The sequence below is a fragment of the Bacillus cereus group sp. BfR-BA-01380 genome, assembly GCF_022663535.1.
Lineage (GTDB): Bacteria > Bacillota > Bacilli > Bacillales > Bacillaceae_G > Bacillus_A > Bacillus_A cereus_BB.
In genome coordinates, this window is record NZ_JAKUFS010000006.1 from 15,006 (window position 1) to 32,333 (window position 17,328).

The window sequence follows — 17,328 nt, forward strand, 5'->3', positions numbered from 1 at the left end:
AATATATCTTCATTTTAATTTTTCGACATATCAGTCACTACTATACAGAATACAACTTGACCGCTACTTACTTTCTCCTTTTGTTTTAAACCTTGCGTGTGGCAGAAAAAGACCCTGACCGCTTCTATGCATGGTCAGATGCTCTCGCCCGCCTAAAAAAAAAGAGGGTTTTATGTCGATTTTTTAATTTGTATTTATATAGTGATTCTTTCTTTATAATATGAATCTCCACTTAATTAATAACAGTATTATCTATCAATCTCGTACTTGCATTTATATCAGTAGATACATTGTTAAATACACACCGTGCTATCGTTACCGCTTTGTCCTTCGTTAACCACCGTAAGCTAACTGCAGTGTTTTCTAAATAACTATGTGCAATGATGGAAACGGTGGAACTATCTGTTTTCTTGATAATAGAGTTTAAAAATGTACTGTGATTATTTACAACGTTTCCTTCAAAATTTATGCCCACGTTTTGAAATAAGCAGGTGTCTGCATTAATCTTCCTCGTATATTGGGCATTATTAGAACCTAGTGATAGGTCTCCACCGATTCGGCTAGTTTTTGCTCTTAAGAACTTGCCGTTACTTAAATTACAACATTCCAAATCTGCAGCACCTTCTATCAAAGTTAATCCTTCTACTGTGATAGGTCGTCCAGCATAATTAGCAGGTGGCTTGATGTTAATGTCATAGTTCTTGACGATAATGTTCTTAAGAACCCCTCCTGTCATAATGACTGAAAGGTTTTGAGCTACAGTATTATCGACTCTCCACTCTCTTTCAATCGTAATATTTGAAATGTAACATCTACCATAATCATATCTGCTTATATTGAATCCTGTTGTTCCCCCATCTGTTATGGCTACCGGCGGCCCACTTAATGTTTCAGACACTTGGAAGCTTGTTGGTGTTATATTTACTGTATAATACAGTTTATCTACACTAATTCCAGTAGGAACCTTTCCAACCCATTGTTCGAAACATACCTTTGCACCATTTCCCATTCCATGCGGTGAACTATAAGTAAATGTTCCAGTAGTGACATTTACAGCAGGGGTTCCAAAGTAGCCATAAATACTCGAAGCGGAAAGTGAGCCATTCTTTATTTGACAATTTGTAACAACCGCTCCCCTAATATCTTGTAACTTTATATTCCCGTTATTACAAACTACTCCATTGACAAAGTTATCTCCTTTAACAGTGAGTTCACATCCAATAAAAGTGTTATTGAGATATTTAATATACCAGTTATCCTGATAAGAACTAACTCCTCCAACATTAGAACCTTCGAATATATTATTTTCCAAAACTACATGAATACCATCAACGTTTACTAAATGCCCACGTGCATTGCTATAAATGTGATTATTATAAATATAAATTCTAGTGTTCAATTCAAGTCCTGATTGATTTAGTTCAGGCCGCCATGTTGGTATATTACTTTGAGACCACATAGACTCAATATCTATTCCAAACATAGGGGCAGTTCCATCTACTGTAACGCCATCATCAGCCTTACCAATAAAATAAATTTTGTTATCAAAGATGTAGGTATCGTTCGAACTACCAAGAGTAATACCTTGTCTTCTACAGTTGTGGATATCGCAGTTATGAATGTAAATACACGATCCCATCTGTTCTTGCGTATAGTCAGCTGGATTCAGTTTATATTCTAACCAACCCGTGGAAACAGCGTCGCCAGTACAATCACTTATTTCTACATGATCTACTTCAACATGATTTGAACCTCTTATTTCTATCCCTTGTCCCCACTCGTGTGTATAATTCTGACCGTCGACCTTTGCATTGATTTGTGCAATTTGGGCATCACTCAAAGGTGAAGATGTAATATCAATAACAAATATCATCTTATTGGCAGCCTCTATTGGAGCAAACCAACCTCTTCCTGACGGAGATGTTGGAGCAAATTGTCCATCTGTTTTAAATCCAACTAACGTACTAGAAGAAACCGTGTCTTTATATTGATAAAAACTATATCTCGCAGCAGTTACTCCAGGAATGGACCATAGTCTGAAAGATTTTAGTAATCCAGGATTTTCATACCTATCCAATACCTCACTACGGATAAAATTCGGATTACTATTTAATGACCCGTCGGGATTTACACCTCCCCTAACAAACTTTACACCTATTTGATATATATGCCCCTTTTTGTCCCCGACTATTTTTCCACCAGAAATCCTAACATTTCTAACGCCTTTAACGTCAAATATTCTATACCAGGGTGATGAATTCACTTCTAGCTGTAATACACATCCATCCGCCATTTCAAAATGCATATCATTTGGCATGATAATACATGAAAATGATGTACTATCAATCTTTAACTTATATGTGCCACCTGGTAATATAACATGATTATAGCCTTGAGATTGAGCCCAAACTAATGCTTGATTTATTCCTGTTGTTGTAGCAGCAGCATTCGTCCCATCATTCTTAATATTCCACCTAATTAGTTCTATTACATATACAACACTTGAAGCATTTTCTGAACTTGAAATTGAAAGCTTTTTAGGAATCCACTTTGATTTAACATCATCATAAGTTAATACATCACCATGGGCAGGAGACATATTTGTTAAATCAACATCACTCATATCTCCAAGATTAGCGTTTAAATAACTTGTCATGTACTTACACCCTTCTTCTTTTTTTATATATTATGCTTCTATAAATTAAATAGATTGGGTGTATGAGTTAGGATGAAAAAAAAGAAAAAACCATTCTATGAATAGTTTTTTCTTTTCCCCTTTTTAACAGATTTATCCCGCTATTCGTGGGCAGTAAGACCCCCACTGATGGAAGTTTCACTTTATTATAAACGAAGAATCCCCATAAAAATGTGGTAGTGTAGCTATCTTTTGTACATATCTGAAGTTTCTAATTTCAGGACACTTTATTTTTTCAACTACACTCCATGATCGTAATGTTTAAAATATATACCACCTGACTGAAATTAATATGAGATTCCTTTACCTAATTTAAAACGCTTCAATAACTTGCCCACAATGCTTTTCAAAATACCAAATAAATACTTAAACTCATCTGTCTTACGAAAAATGAACACATAAATTATATTTGGCACTATTAGACAAACAATGCCTTTTAAAACTAAGCCCCACCAACCATTTGACAATATAAAGCTACTTATAAATTTTGTTATAAGATAGGTCCCTATACATACAACTACATAATACGTGTATGTTTTATAATAATTGATAATAGGTTTTTCGAACACCTTCTTATACACTAGATAAGGAGTAAACCAAAATGGAACAGTTAATACACTTATAAGTGTACCAATAAAAACACCTACTATACCTATATACTTAACTAAAATAATAGATAGAATAAGGTTCACAGCAGCTTGAAACAATGGAGCGTATCTATCCTCTTGAAAAATTCCTGCTGTAGTCTTCACAGTTGTGATCGCATTTCTCATTCCTCTTTCATAGAAGATAACCATTAATACAAATAATATACCTTCACTCATTAAGAACTTCGGACCTATCCATAAAGTAATAAAGGGCTCTATAGTAACACACAACAGTATACTAAAAAACGAATATAACCAAAAATTGAGAAGTGTATAGACTTTATATATACTGTAAACTTTTTCCGAACTCTCTTTTGCTACTAAATTTCCTACACTATGATAAATATTATTAAACACCTGATAAGTAAAGGTTCTACAAATATCAATTAACATATTGTAATTGGAATACAATCCAACTGCTGCTACACTTACAAATGATGAAATGATAATATTATCTGTGCCTAACACTAGGTAGTTTCCTATATTTTGTAGAACAATCGCTTTTACATTCTTTATAATACCACTTTTCGTTTCGCTATCTAATTTACTAGTCACTTTCTCTTTTAAAAATGGATACAATTTACTTACTATAACTGCTAAAAGGATACTCGTAGTTATAGTAATAATACTATCTATAATTAGATATAAAATGTAGTTTTTTGTAAAATGCAATACCCCTATCTTAAGACAAGTGGATATAATAGAAGATATTGAATATACCCCTGTTACAACATAACCTTTCTGACAAACATTTAAAAATGAACTTCTATGCGAGTACAAATACGGTGCAACTGTGTTCAGTAAAAATATAGCATAAATGAGATGAACATGTTCAACACTTGAGTTTTTAACAAAATAACCTAGAAAAGGCATTAATGCGAGCCCTAATAACAATACTACTAAGGCGATTACCAAGTATGCATTTCGATACAAGCGCATAAGTACTTTTATTCTCTGCTGATCATTCTCGGCTACTGGTTTGTAAAGACTATACATTATACTAGAACCTATTCCTGCCTCTGCTAAAGACAGCATAGACAGTATGTTGGTAAGTAATCCGTTTATTCCTAAGTACTCAACGCCTAAGCTATTAATGAATACAGTTCTTGAAATAAAACTTAATGACGTAATAATAATTTGATTACCAAGACCAGCGGTTATATTAATTATCGAACTTTTTACTCTCATATTTTAAACCTACTTCATCATGATTTTCTTACATTTCACTAAAAATATAGAAAAGATTAAAGTAACAGGTTGAATTTCCAAATATTTCGCAGCCTGTCCTAATTTTAAATTAGACTTCACAAAATCATAGTATAAATTATAATAAGACAATCTGCCTTTTACATTACATTTATAAAACTTAATTTGCTGTTTTATATAATATGCTGTACCTTTAGGACTTTTAGCGAATATCTCTTTCATATTTTTCGTTAAACCATCCTCAAGATAATCACATATATAAATGGTTTTATTAAACCACCTTATTTTATAACCATCATGGGCCATTTTCTCCCACACTGTAGCCTCGGTTATAAATTTCTCTCCCTCAAATTCACAAAACTTATATTTTCTAAGGATGTTCGTATAAAAGACTTCTGCTTTATCACCGGTTATATTATATTTTGTACGTTCAAGTGAAGTTGCATCTACATATTCACCTTCAAACGTTGTTCCTAAAAAGTCAGTAGCCTGCCTTCCTCTATTACCGGAAACACCACAAAATAATTCTTTATTCTCCAAGTTTCGTTCCCAATTTTCTATGTTCTCTAATGCATCTTTTGTCAGATGATCATCAGAATCGACAATGAAGAACAATTCTCCCTCTGCTAAGTCAGTAGCTTTATTAATCGCTCTATGTTTTCCACCATTTTCAACTTTATAATACCGTACGGGGAATGGATTTTCTTCTACTGTCCATAATCTAAATAACTCTTCTGTGTTGTCACTTGAACCATCATCAATAACTAACCATTCAAAATCTGTATATGTTTGTTCTTGTAATGATCTGTACAGTTTTTCTATAATATAGCCTCTGTTGTATGTTGGAGTGAATACTGTTATTCTCATTTAATCCTCCCATTTTTACTGACCATAATCTTTTCTTTTCATCTATTTACAATAATGATTTAAAAATAAGCCCTTATTTAAGGATTTCTTTTGATAAAGGTACTTGTATTTGATGCGTTTGTTTTCGAAACCCAAAACGAATTTTCTTACGTAATGGCTCTTCGTAAAATTGATACATGATTGAACTGAATAATAAAGAAATTATTAAACAAATCAAAAAGTTAAACGGATTTGCTAAATGAAGAAAATCTAAATATCGAATCACCAATTGGTGGATCATATAGAATGAGAAACTAATTTCACCCAAATAAACAAACAACCTCTGTGATAATATTTTTGAAATCATACCACCTTGAAATGCAAAGGTAAAAATTAACAAACACCATAGCGGAACAAAATATACACCGCGAACGATTCCTACGTCTAAGTTTGCCGAATACAATAATAAGACAATGAATAACAATAAACATAGGAGTTCTAAAACAGTGAATATAGTCTTGTTTAAACTTGCCTTATTGGATTTTTCAATATAAATCAATCCTAAAAGCATCCCTGTTGAAAATTCGAACAATCTAACTCCTGGAAAGATATGTAGTAACCAAATATAAAATGGATTATCTACATCCAAACTTTTATTTAATAAAAATAAAACTCCCCATACTATCCAAAATATCAATACGGATTTAACTATATTTTTGTTAACTTTAAGTTTTGTAAATATCCATAGCAGAAAAGGAAACATAAAATAAAAGAACGCTTCAACTGATAACGTCCATGAAACACCATTAAAATTAAAATAAGTACCCTGACTTGGAAAAAAACTTTGTAACAATAGCAAATTGATAATTGACATAAAAGTAAGTTTTACAAAATATAAACTCTTGGGGTGAAAGTATAAAATAACCAATGGTACAGAGAGCAAAAAAGTTAGTACATGAACTGGATATACTCTCGAAAATCTTGCTTTATAAAATTTTTTAATATTATTTTTATTGATTTCTATAAACTTAGAATGATAGTTATAGACTAATATAAAACCAGATAAAACAAAGAAAAACTGAACGCCCGCTGAACCTAATTGATACTGGCTAAACACCCGCATATGGAATAAGAACACCATTAATGCAGCAATAAATCTAAATGACGTTAAAGAATTTAGCAAATAAATTCCTCCTTTTTCACTTCTCCAAAAACAATTTATTTGAATTCTCAAACTAGCTATTACCTTTGTTAATGGATATTCCTTATACAAATATAAGTAAAAGTTTACCTCTTACTTATATATAAATTGATTAATCTCATACAAAATCCTTGCGTAAACGGCAATATATTGAACAACATAGAATATACTCCTATGTCTTTTGTATCTCCTTGCGAAAAGTCAACTGCTCCATTTCTCCTCGTAACCTTCATCAAATAACTGATAGCTTTATCGGTACTATTTAAACATTCTGTAGAAATCTCATCTATTTTTGAGGCGTTTAACAGAAACCAGCCTAATGTAGCTGTTGCAGAAGAATCCGGTCTACATTCACTCCTAGTTACAGTCCAGTTCCAGCTTCCATTATCTTGTTGAAAGTTCATAGCAGCTTTTGCAAATCTCTTTACACATTCTTCTAAAACAAGTTTATATTGATTATCTTGTGGTAATTCACTCCATGCATCTATAAGGCCTATAGCAAACCACCCAAGCCCTCTTCCCCATCCATATAATCCAAGGGGAACTTTATTTTCTAACTTGTACACATGACTTGGAATATAATGTTCATCTAACATTCCATACTGCTCATACTCTTTAATTTGTTTTACTGCTAAATCTACACACTCGTCTTTATTATATTTAGTACCGTAAGCCACTAAAAATGGACATATAAAGCCTATAGTATCTACATATCTATAACTTTTCATATACTTTCTATACTCTACTGATCCATCTTCACCTATATGCTCTTTTATCATTTCCCAAGTATAGTCCAATGCTTTCCTATACTTATCTGTCTCTATAAAATCTATCTTCATAATAGAATATGCTAGTATAGCCCCATCTACATACTTTGGTTTTTCTATCCATTGACCATTACTATCAAATTTCGCATCCAAAAATTTTACAACTGCTTTTTTTACTTCCTGATCATCATTATATTTTAAGTACTCAGACAGCCCTAAAACTAAAGACGCTTCTTGCCAATGTTGTATAGTACTTTTTGTATAATTTTTTTTCAGCATATCTATTACAACTAATCTTGTATTATCTGTTACCTTTATTTTTGGTACATTCAATAAAAATTTAGATCCTTTATTCGTAATAGCTTTATTCCATAACGATTTATCATCGTATCTTCCCATATGAATTCTTAGTACCCAATCTTTTACTAAAGGTACTAAGTCTATAGCTATCGTTATGAAAAGAATAATAATTATCGTGTAACTCAAAATTTGAAATATCATCTCTATAAAGCCCTTTCGATATAGAAATAGTTTAGTTTACTTAACATATCCTATAGTATTCTCCAACTCTTCAACCATCTTATTACACATGTCTAGCGTTATATTCCCGCCAATTGTCCAATCTTTATCATAAACATGAGCAGTTTCCATATTTAATCTGTGCTTGTTAATATAATCCTCAGTTTTCCCGATTATTCTAGCTGGGTTACCGCCAACTATAGACCCTTCAGGTACTGATTTAGTTACGATACTTCCTGCAGCTACAATAGCATTCTTCCCTATTGTCACCCCAGGCATAATTAAGGCCCTTGCTCCTATAAATACATTGTCTTCTATTTTTATTTTTGCTATTTTTGTATAATCTAAATATCGTTTCGTACTAGCGTCATGTGCCAGAAGATACACTTGGGGCGCAAACGTCACATTATCACCAATTTCTATTAACCAGCAATGTGCATAATCGATTGTGCTCCCAGCTAACCCAGAACAATTTTTCCCTACCTTCATACCTCGTTGCAAACACGCTTCTACTGTTAGATCTTCACGGGATAGCATTCCTAATCTTATCATTAACGACTTTTTTATTCGATTAAACATTGTTACCCCCAATAATTTTTATATTTTACTATTTATTAATTTATACAGATTATCAATTTCATCTTCTGTCCCCAGTTCCTCTTCTGTAAGACTATTAATAAACATCCTTCTCAATATTTCATCATTTATTAATTTCTCAAGATTATCAGCTACTGAGATGGCATCCATTTCTGCAATCAACCCATCGATGTTATTTCTTATATGATTGCCCGCTGTTTCAAAATTAGTAATTACTATTGGTTTTGCCAATATTTTCGCTTCATCTATAGAAATTGATTTACCTTCATATCTCGAAGTTTGTATATATATGTCTGATTGCCTTATGTATGGATATGGATTTTCTTTTAAACCTAATAGTATTATTCTTTCTTCTAAATTTCTTTCTTTTATACTTCTTTGCAATTCGTTTCTTACATTACCTTCTCCAATGATATACCACTTAATGTCATACCCTTTTTTAACAAGCCTATCGACTGCTTCTAAAGAAATATCTAATCCCTTTTCTTTAGCCAATCTGCCTACAGAAATTAACGATATGCTTTTGTCACCTTCTGTTTTAAACTCTACCTTCTCTAATGACATTTTCCTTATCATTTTTGAAGAAACGATATTGTATATACATACAAATTTTTTTTCATATTCAGGAAAGTTCGTTTTTAGAATATTAACTAATTCTTCTGATACAGTAACGATGTAATTTAATTTACCAAAATAAACTTTCTCTTTTTTATAATCAATCCCTAACTTATTATAATCTGTGTGTATCCATCCAATTTTTCTTTTTGCTTTTACCTTATCTACACAAAAATATATAGGGTTTTTTTCTTGAAACCCTATAGCTGCATCATACTCTTTATTCATTTCACTTATTGAGTTTGACATATATTTCCATAACTTTTGTTCAATGATAGCTCCATTATCTTCTGTTTTAGCTAAATATCCTAATACAATCCTATAAAAAGCTGTTTTAAAATCTCTTTTTTTAATTAACTCTATTAATGATTTCTTTATAGGCATATCAAAATATTTATAGTTCATAGGCTCGGGTAGTAAATGAACTTCCTTTGGTAGCTTATTTATAAATATCCCTTCATGCTTAAATAAAAACAAATCTACATTGTACAAAGAATAATCTATCGTTTCCAATAAGGATATTAGCGATTTCTCAGCTCCACCACAGGTTAGATTATTCATTACAAATAATAAATTTTTTTTCATGAATCCCACCCACTAAAAAGTCTCATACAGCTTATTTATTTCTCCTTCTGTCCCTAATTTCAATTGGGATAAATTATATTCTAATCGTTCTCTTAAACTTATATCTTTTACAAGCTTTTCAACCCCATTTGCAACAGCATCTGCATTCATATCTACAATTAAGCCATCTATGCCATCATTTATCTGATCTTTTGCAGTACTGAAATCCGTTACAATTATAGGTTTGTTTACTATTTTTGCTTCATCTATAGCAATAGACTTTCCTTCAAATCTAGATGTTTGTATATATATATCAGCTTGCTTTATATATGGATATGGATTGGACCTTAAGCCTAATAAATGAAACGTTCCTTCTAACTTATTTTCTTTAATTAAATTCGTTAATTTCTCTCTCTCTTCTCCTTCACCAATAATATTCCATTTTACGTTATATCCTCTATCTATTAATTTTTTACAAGATTCTATAGCCAATTCAAAATTCTTCTGATAATGTAATCTTCCGATAGAAAGTAGAACAATTTCATTCCCTTTTCTATCATACACATCGATATTATTTTGATTGGCCATTTTATTTATCATTGTCGGTGAAACGATATTATATATAACCTTTACTTTATTCTTTTGGCTCGGAAATCTATTTTTTAGTTTATTTGCGCATTCTTCCGAAACAGTAACGATATGGTCTAACTCTTTAAAGTAATCAATATCAAAATTTGGATCCATACCTAATTTGTCATAATCAATATGAACCCATCCTATTTTTTTAAAAGCATTTACTTTGTCTACACAAAAATATGTAGATGTTTTTTCTAAAAATCCTATAGCTACATCATACTTTTTTGGTAATTTATCCAAAGATTTGGAGACATATTTCCAGTTATATTGTTCCCTTATTGATATATTTCTAGCATTTCTATTTCTTATAGCAAACATTACTCGATTATATGCTAGAGCCATTTTACGCTTTAATATAAGCTGCTTAATAGATTTAAATAATGGTAAAGCAAATAAATGGTAATTATCTGGAAGTGATAGAATTTGCACCTCTTTTGGTACAAATTCCATAAACATTCCATCATGTTTTAACAAAAACAAATCTACATTATATAAATTGTAATCTATTTGAGATAATAAATTTACTAAACTCTTTTCCCCACCAGCAGCCGTTAAACTAGGTATAACAAATAACAAATTCTTTTTCATTGATACACCTCACTTAACTAGTTCAGCTAAATATTCTACCGCTTTATATGACATCTTCTTTATATTAGGGATAGATTTCTGTAATGTCTGTCTCAATTCTGTTTCTTCGCTTACCATCTCATCAAATTTAGCCTTTAGCTTTTCACTGCTTGATATTTCTTCTAACCCTAAAACTAATTTTTCTTCTCCAAATATATCTTTCGATATTCCTTTTGACTTTATGCTATACCCTAACACCATAGTCGGAACATAATTCGAATAAGCTGCTATAGTCGCATGTGTTCTAGCTCCTATGAAGAATCTCATTCTAGCGATATATCCCTTGTATTGTATTGCATTTAAGTCATTTGGCAGTATGATTACTCTCCCAGTATTTTTGAATTCCTCATAATATTTATATAAAACTTCATAATCGTTATTTCCATCGATTATAACATGAGGTGTGAGAGCAATTGTTAAATCTGTAGTATTTAATATATGATTTATTAATTCTCTTACTGCAGCTTGGGAATCTTTATTTCTCTCCCATACAAGTGGGCTAAAGTTTAAACCAACTGTATTTCCTTCTTGCCATCCTTTAGGAAGTTCAAGCTCCTCTTTTGCCATAGTAAATGCTGGATCAGCACATAATTTAACATTATTAAGCCCCTTACTTTTTAGCATATTATAAGTAAGGCTTTCACGAGCTAGTATGGCATCAAACAACTTTAAGTCTTCTAATTTTTTCTCAGACATGTCCTCTTCACCGATCGAACATCCCCATAAAACCAATTTTTTCCCTTGTGCCTTTACTCTTCTATCTATCTCATACAATGCAGGCTGCTCTCCGTAACAATAGTTATCTCCGCCTATAGATAAGCATACATCTACATCTTTTATACGTTTAATGATGTTATTTTCCATTTTAGCTAATGCATAAGATTCATCATTAAAAAACTTTACCTTAAGTAAAGCCATCCACCAATCATATGAAAACTTCTTTATATCACTACTAGAACCATCATATATTTCATCCAACTTTGGAATAATCTTGTCCGTTTCTGGTTTACTTGATACTAAGTACACTTTTGTGTCATCTGTTTTTTCTTTTATAATACTCGTAGAAGAACGAACGATTGCTTCGCACCCTCTGTTTAAACTGCCTCCATGGGCAAACATCATAATTTTCATATTAAACTCTCCCCATACTATTTACTTCGAAATCTACTGTAAGCAACAGCACAATATAGTCCCATTGCCGACTTTTTCCTTATCATGTTTATTACAACTTTCTCATATCTTCCTAACTTACTATAATTTTCACTGCAATAGACAGGTAACGCTTCTCTAACATATTTATTTCGAATCATATTTTTTACATATCTATACCTCGTACTAAAACTTACATCTTTAGATGGGGTAAAGTAAATATATATATAAGACATTACACTATTTATAAATTTTATGGATTTTAGCTGGTGCGCTTTTACTTTGTCAACCTTATCAGTATATATTTGTGGCAATTCCATGATATATACTTCCATAGCTCTCTTAAAATAATCTTTTTCTACTATGTTTCTAGTAGCACTGCCAGTTACCTCTCTATAATGGTATCCAGTATAATTTATATATTTCATACTAGTTGCATGATTAAAAAATTCGATGTTAAACATTCCATCTTCTCCTAATGCAACTTTCTCCGGAAATTTCACATCATTTTCATTTATTATATTTTTTTTATAAATTTTATTCACTGCAGTATTTAAATGATCTGTCTTAAGAAAATAAGGCAATAGTTCTTGATCTATATATTCTTTTTTAAGAACAGTATCTACTGGAAATGGGTACTTTATTGCTACCTTATGTCCTTCCATTTCACCGTTAATATTTGATATAACTACATCACAATCATCTTGCTTTGCAGAGTTATATAATATTTCATACATTTCTCTCTCTATGTAATCATCAGCATCAACAAATCCAACATATTCCCCAGTCGCTAAACACAGCCCTTTGTTCCTTGCAATGCTTACGCCCTGATTTTCTTGATTTATAAGTATTATCCTACTATCTAATTCTTTATAACGCTCAATAACTTCTCTACTATTGTCCGTCGAACCATCATTAATAAATATAAATTCACATTGCTCTAGTGTTTGATTTAAAAGTGATTCTACACACTGTGTAATATATTTTCCTGCATTATAAACCGGTATTATTACACTTACTTTTATGCTCATGCCTAAATCCCGCCTCTACCAGGAAACCCTGCATTATAATAATCAATACATTTTTATTATTATCAGTTCATCACCAAAAGACAGAGGTAACATATAGATAGATGTACACTCCACTCCGAGTGGACGCTTTCCGCGGGAGTCGCCACTTTCCGTTCCGTGTATGAAAGATGTTTCATTTTCGAAAAATCAACCCCATGTTACGGTGAAGAACCTTATTATCTCCTAAATTTATATCCAGTTTAAATTTTCGACATCTTTGTCTAGCTCTGCTTTTCTTTTTTATAAGTCGCTGCTATGTAGAATACAACATGACCGCTTCTATGTATGGCCAGATGCTCTCGCCCGCCTAAAAAGAAAAAGGATTTTTATGTCGATTTTTAATTTGTATTTATATAATTTGTTTTAGGTTTCAATAATTTTATATAACTTATTTAACTCATAACCATTACTATAATCCCTACTTTTTAGATGATGAATCAATGTATTTCTAAGCTGATCATCTTTATATAGAGTTTCAATTCCTTTAACTAACCCCTCTATACTTGAATCGCATATTATACCTTCAACCCCATCTTCCAACTGACTAGCTGCAGTAGGATAATTCGTAATCAATATAGGTCTTTCAAGTATTTTAGCCTCTGTAACTGTAACTGCTTTTCCCTCATATCTAGATGGCTGCACGTATAAATCGCATGCTTTCATATATGGATATGGATTGGTTTGTTTGCCTAATAATATAAAACTATTTTCTAAATTGTTCTTTGCTATTCGTTCTCTAAGAATAGATTCATCTGCGCCATATCCAATCACATACCACTTTATATTATTAAATCCTTTGTCGTGTAACGTTCTAAGTGCTTTTATAGCACGATCAAACCCTTTGGCGTACGACAATCTTCCAACCGATACGATATGAAAAGTAAAATCATCTTCCTTATTAAAATCTACAACATTAGCAGCCATTTTTCGAATAAACTCTGGTGAAGTAATATTTTCTATAAGCAAGATTTTCTCTTTCAATGATGGATATACATTCAAAAACGCTTTTGTACATTCATCTGATATAGATGCAATATAATCAAACTTATTCCACATCGTAAGATCTATTTCATTATCAATTTCTAACGTACTGTAATCTGTATGGATCCAAGCTATTTTTTTATCAGCATTTACATTATCAGCTAAAATATCGTGTGGCCATGCATAACTAATTGCAAAGTCATACTTTTTTTTCTGTCTAGGCAAGAAATATGATACATATTTTGAAACAAGCTGCATCTGAATATATCCTGATCCTTCTTTTAATTGCCTTTGTTTTGATTTTCTACCTGCGATATACTTGCTTGCTATTCTTATAATTGGTGCTAAAAAGTAACCTTCTCGTATGCATTGCCTAATGGATTTTCTAAATACAGTGTATTTACCTATTTGCGGTAACACATTAACTTTATCAGGGATTAAATGCATGAAATCTCCTGTGTGATTTAATATTAGTAAATCTACGTTATATCTGTTGTAGTCAAAGGTTTCTAGCATATTAATTAAGCTTCTTTCCGCACCGCCAATTTCCATATCATACATAGAAATTAAAATATTTTTCTTCATGTAATTCCCCACGTTCATATTTTGTTCTTGATATGAGTGAAATCATTATACATTATGAAAGTATATAGACGACACTTTCACATGAACCGCTTTAACTCGTGCGATTGATACATACGTTTTCTCGCTTATTTACAAACAGTGTATTTGAAGGAATATGCCCTTTTACAACACTTCCAGCAGCTATCACAGTATTATCACCTATAAACGTATCCCTCAATATAACTACATTAGAACCAATCCAAACGTTCTCTCCTATCTTTACTTCACCCTTTATTAAGTGACCATCTTCCATGTTCTTATAATTATGGTCATGATCGTTAATACTTACATTAGGTGCTATCTTTGTATTTCTTCCAATTGATATTTTATTTATACAATTAATGTTACAGTTATCATTAATGAACACTTTCTCACCAATATCTAGTACCCCATTAAAATCAATTCGAATACTCGTATTTCTTCTGACAAACACAAATTTTCCAATATTGATTTTTGAACGCTTATTAAAAACCTCTATCCTACTTTTGGTTTGGAGTGCAAAGATTGAGCAATTTATATTACGGAAGTATAGTAGCTTATAGAAAACGCCTCTTAATACACCGATTAAGTGTGAAATATTCATCAACACTGCAAAGTATAACCCTCTGTTACGACTTTCTGTAACTAGCGCTTGGAATATTTTTTTTAATATATTAATCATGCATTTTCTCCTTAAATCCTTCTTTTCGCGCCGCATGTTTTCTTAACTTAGCAATATTATCTCCACCTATAATTTTTGCTAAAATTAATTTTATTTTACCCTTCATACGCGCTTTAGGTGGTAACCAACTCTTATAAAAATGATGCATAGCATGTGTATTTTCCGTTATAAATTTTCTGCAATTAATATAGTCATATGGTGAGAAATATGTTTGTGGATAGAAAGTTCCTATTCCCTCTATTTCCTGATACTCTCCGTTTGTTTTTAAACCTATATTTTTTAATATCTCTGTCACAATAGCCACATTCGTCAAATCATCATAGCTTCCATTCTCTTTAATGAAGCCCTTCTTTTCATATGAATCTAGAAATGTTTTTATAAGCTTATTTCCTTTAGCCGCTCCTATTGTGCTTGTAGCTATGTAATTTTCTTGTTCAAATCCCCAAAATGAATCATGATGTAATAGATCATTAAAAGATTTAAATACCTCCACATCAGTATCCAAATAAATACCGCCATAATCATATAAAGCATGTACCCTAACATAATCACTTACAAATGCAAATTTGCCAGCTTTGTATGCCTCTTTTACATATAAATTACAGTTTATATCAAAATTATCTTCATTCCACTCTATTATTTCATATTCTGGTAGATTCTTTTTCCAACTCTCTATGCATCTTTTGACAATGTCAGGTTTGTCTTTTCCTCCAAACCAGCAATAATGTATAGTCCTGGGTATTTTTTCGAGTTTTTTCACTTTAAAGCCTCCTCTTTAAAGTAGGAAGTCATCCTTTTATGCTCTATTCGTTATACTTATTCACATATAACTCTAAAGTTTTATAAAGTTACTTCCATATCCAACGCCTGCAAGGCTTACTACACATTCATAGTAGTAATACATAATATAGAATATTAAAATCCCATAATAAATAAGCTTTCGATCTTTTTCAACAAATAATTTTACAACCCAAGAAATTAATATTAGTTGATACAATCCAAAATAAATAGAAAATCTAGCAAATATCCAGTTTTGTGTTGAGATAATCATAAAGACGAGCCCTAATATAGACATATTTACAACAGGATCACTTTTGGGAAACAACTCCCTTAATCTATCTTTCCCTAAGTAAGCGAGAATAATCGGTACGGCATAAACAACAACCCTAAGTATATTTGCACCGCCCTCAGAAAAGTTTTTGTACTCACTATATTGACTATTTTCTATAACCGTAAATAAAGCATCCATAAATTGATTAAATCCTATAACGATAAGTACAGCACAAACGAGAAGAATATACGTTTGCTTTGACCAAGCTTCTTTCCTAACTATAAAATAAATAGGAATGAGGATCAGCGCAGTCTGGTGCACAGTTGATGCAAGCAGGATAATTAAAATATACTTTTTCCAATTACCTTCAAATATATATTTTGTTGCAGCAAATACAATTGCAGCTGCTAAAAATTGCCTTATTCCATTCATTGAAGTTAAAAACATGCCACCTGTTATATACACAAATAAACTTAACTCAAACATTCTTGAATATTTATATAAAACAAGCACTATTAATAGGTTTGTAATCAATGCTGTTACAAAAATCAGCAGTTGCGGATCATGTGAAAAATTTTGTAAAAACATTTGATAAATATTAAATCCAATGTCCTTTTCCGACTTAATCATTTCCCAGCTAAAATTGAGAGTGGCATATGAATGCATATAGGCAAAAGTATCTCCAATATTATTACGAAGGCCAGATACTAATATTAATGTGGTCATAGCACAAAATGCTAAAAATTTATTTGGTCGGATAAAAGATCCCCTCATAATAATCGGTTTAGAAAAATACCTTGCAAAAAAAGAAAAACAATAAACTAAAGCAAGATTCACCCATAATACAGTCATTCACCAATCACTTCCATGTC

General features: G+C 31.5%; 14 protein-coding genes. All 14 read right to left on the reverse strand.

The window, feature by feature from the left end; all coding sequences use genetic code 11:
• Positions 1–232 precede the first annotated feature (232 nt).
• Positions 233–2,656, reverse strand: coding sequence for a right-handed parallel beta-helix repeat-containing protein (locus MR076_RS07425; RefSeq protein ID WP_242219258.1), 2,424 nt, complete (start codon positions 2,654–2,656; stop codon positions 233–235).
• Positions 2,657–2,982: 326 nt separating this feature from the next.
• Positions 2,983–4,530 (reverse strand): lipopolysaccharide biosynthesis protein, encoded by a 1,548-nt coding sequence (locus MR076_RS07430; protein WP_242219260.1) that lies wholly within the window; start codon positions 4,528–4,530, stop codon positions 2,983–2,985.
• 9 nt (positions 4,531–4,539) lie between these two features.
• Positions 4,540–5,415 (reverse strand): glycosyltransferase family 2 protein, encoded by an 876-nt coding sequence (locus tag MR076_RS07435; protein ID WP_242219263.1) that lies wholly within the window; start codon positions 5,413–5,415, stop codon positions 4,540–4,542.
• Between the two features lie 73 nt (positions 5,416–5,488).
• Positions 5,489–6,577 (reverse strand): acyltransferase family protein, encoded by a 1,089-nt coding sequence (locus tag MR076_RS07440; RefSeq protein WP_242219265.1) that lies wholly within the window; start codon positions 6,575–6,577, stop codon positions 5,489–5,491.
• A 104-nt stretch (positions 6,578–6,681) separates the two neighbouring features.
• Complete coding sequence (locus tag MR076_RS07445) at positions 6,682–7,863, reverse strand: glycoside hydrolase family 88 protein (RefSeq protein ID WP_242219266.1); 1,182 nt, start codon at positions 7,861–7,863, stop codon at positions 6,682–6,684.
• Between the two features lie 36 nt (positions 7,864–7,899).
• Positions 7,900–8,460, reverse strand: coding sequence for an acyltransferase (locus MR076_RS07450; protein WP_242219269.1), 561 nt, complete (start codon positions 8,458–8,460; stop codon positions 7,900–7,902).
• Between the two features lie 18 nt (positions 8,461–8,478).
• Positions 8,479–9,678 (reverse strand): glycosyltransferase, encoded by a 1,200-nt coding sequence (locus tag MR076_RS07455; protein WP_242219270.1) that lies wholly within the window; start codon positions 9,676–9,678, stop codon positions 8,479–8,481.
• 12 nt (positions 9,679–9,690) lie between these two features.
• A complete protein-coding gene (locus MR076_RS07460) occupies positions 9,691–10,881 on the reverse strand; it encodes a glycosyltransferase (RefSeq protein WP_242219272.1) in 1,191 nt (396 codons plus the stop codon).
• A gap of 9 nt (positions 10,882–10,890) precedes the next feature.
• Positions 10,891–12,051 carry a polysaccharide pyruvyl transferase family protein gene (locus MR076_RS07465; protein ID WP_242219274.1) on the reverse strand — a complete coding sequence of 387 codons (1,161 nt, stop codon included), beginning with the start codon at positions 12,049–12,051 and terminating at the stop codon, positions 10,891–10,893.
• Between the two features lie 17 nt (positions 12,052–12,068).
• Positions 12,069–13,100: a glycosyltransferase gene (locus tag MR076_RS07470; protein WP_242219276.1), complete on the reverse strand. Its 1,032-nt coding sequence runs from the start codon at positions 13,098–13,100 to the stop codon at positions 12,069–12,071.
• A gap of 402 nt (positions 13,101–13,502) precedes the next feature.
• A complete protein-coding gene (locus MR076_RS07475; RefSeq protein WP_242219278.1) occupies positions 13,503–14,705 on the reverse strand; it encodes a glycosyltransferase in 1,203 nt (400 codons plus the stop codon).
• 91 nt (positions 14,706–14,796) lie between these two features.
• Positions 14,797–15,405 (reverse strand): acyltransferase, encoded by a 609-nt coding sequence (locus MR076_RS07480; RefSeq protein WP_242219280.1) that lies wholly within the window; start codon positions 15,403–15,405, stop codon positions 14,797–14,799.
• On the reverse strand, positions 15,398–16,165 hold the full coding sequence (locus MR076_RS07485) for a glycosyltransferase family 32 protein (RefSeq protein WP_242219282.1): 768 nt from the start codon (positions 16,163–16,165) through the stop codon (positions 15,398–15,400). The genes MR076_RS07480 and MR076_RS07485 overlap by 8 nt, the downstream gene beginning before the upstream one ends.
• Positions 16,166–16,237: 72 nt before the next feature.
• Positions 16,238–17,308, reverse strand: coding sequence for an EpsG family protein (locus MR076_RS07490; protein WP_242219284.1), 1,071 nt, complete (start codon positions 17,306–17,308; stop codon positions 16,238–16,240).
• Positions 17,309–17,328 lie beyond the last annotated feature (20 nt).

Excerpts from the sequence above, each read along its gene's own strand:
- MR076_RS07425 (WP_242219258.1), bottom strand. The coding sequence starts at position 2,656 with ATGACAAGTTATTTAAACGCTAATCTTGGAGATATGAGTGATGTTGAT.
- MR076_RS07430 (WP_242219260.1), bottom strand. The coding sequence starts at position 4,530 with ATGAGAGTAAAAAGTTCGATAATTAATATAACCGCTGGTCTTGGTAAT.
- MR076_RS07435 (WP_242219263.1), bottom strand. The coding sequence starts at position 5,415 with ATGAGAATAACAGTATTCACTCCAACATACAACAGAGGCTATATTATA.
- MR076_RS07445 (WP_242219266.1), bottom strand. The coding sequence starts at position 7,863 with ATGATATTTCAAATTTTGAGTTACACGATAATTATTATTCTTTTCATA.
- MR076_RS07450 (WP_242219269.1), bottom strand. The coding sequence starts at position 8,460 with ATGTTTAATCGAATAAAAAAGTCGTTAATGATAAGATTAGGAATGCTA.
- MR076_RS07455 (WP_242219270.1), bottom strand. The coding sequence starts at position 9,678 with ATGAAAAAAAATTTATTATTTGTAATGAATAATCTAACCTGTGGTGGA.
- MR076_RS07460 (WP_242219272.1), bottom strand. The coding sequence starts at position 10,881 with ATGAAAAAGAATTTGTTATTTGTTATACCTAGTTTAACGGCTGCTGGT.
- MR076_RS07465 (WP_242219274.1), bottom strand. The coding sequence starts at position 12,051 with ATGAAAATTATGATGTTTGCCCATGGAGGCAGTTTAAACAGAGGGTGC.
- MR076_RS07470 (WP_242219276.1), bottom strand. The coding sequence starts at position 13,100 with ATGAGCATAAAAGTAAGTGTAATAATACCGGTTTATAATGCAGGAAAA.
- MR076_RS07475 (WP_242219278.1), bottom strand. The coding sequence starts at position 14,705 with ATGAAGAAAAATATTTTAATTTCTATGTATGATATGGAAATTGGCGGT.
- MR076_RS07480 (WP_242219280.1), bottom strand. The coding sequence starts at position 15,405 with ATGATTAATATATTAAAAAAAATATTCCAAGCGCTAGTTACAGAAAGT.
- MR076_RS07490 (WP_242219284.1), bottom strand. The coding sequence starts at position 17,308 with ATGACTGTATTATGGGTGAATCTTGCTTTAGTTTATTGTTTTTCTTTT.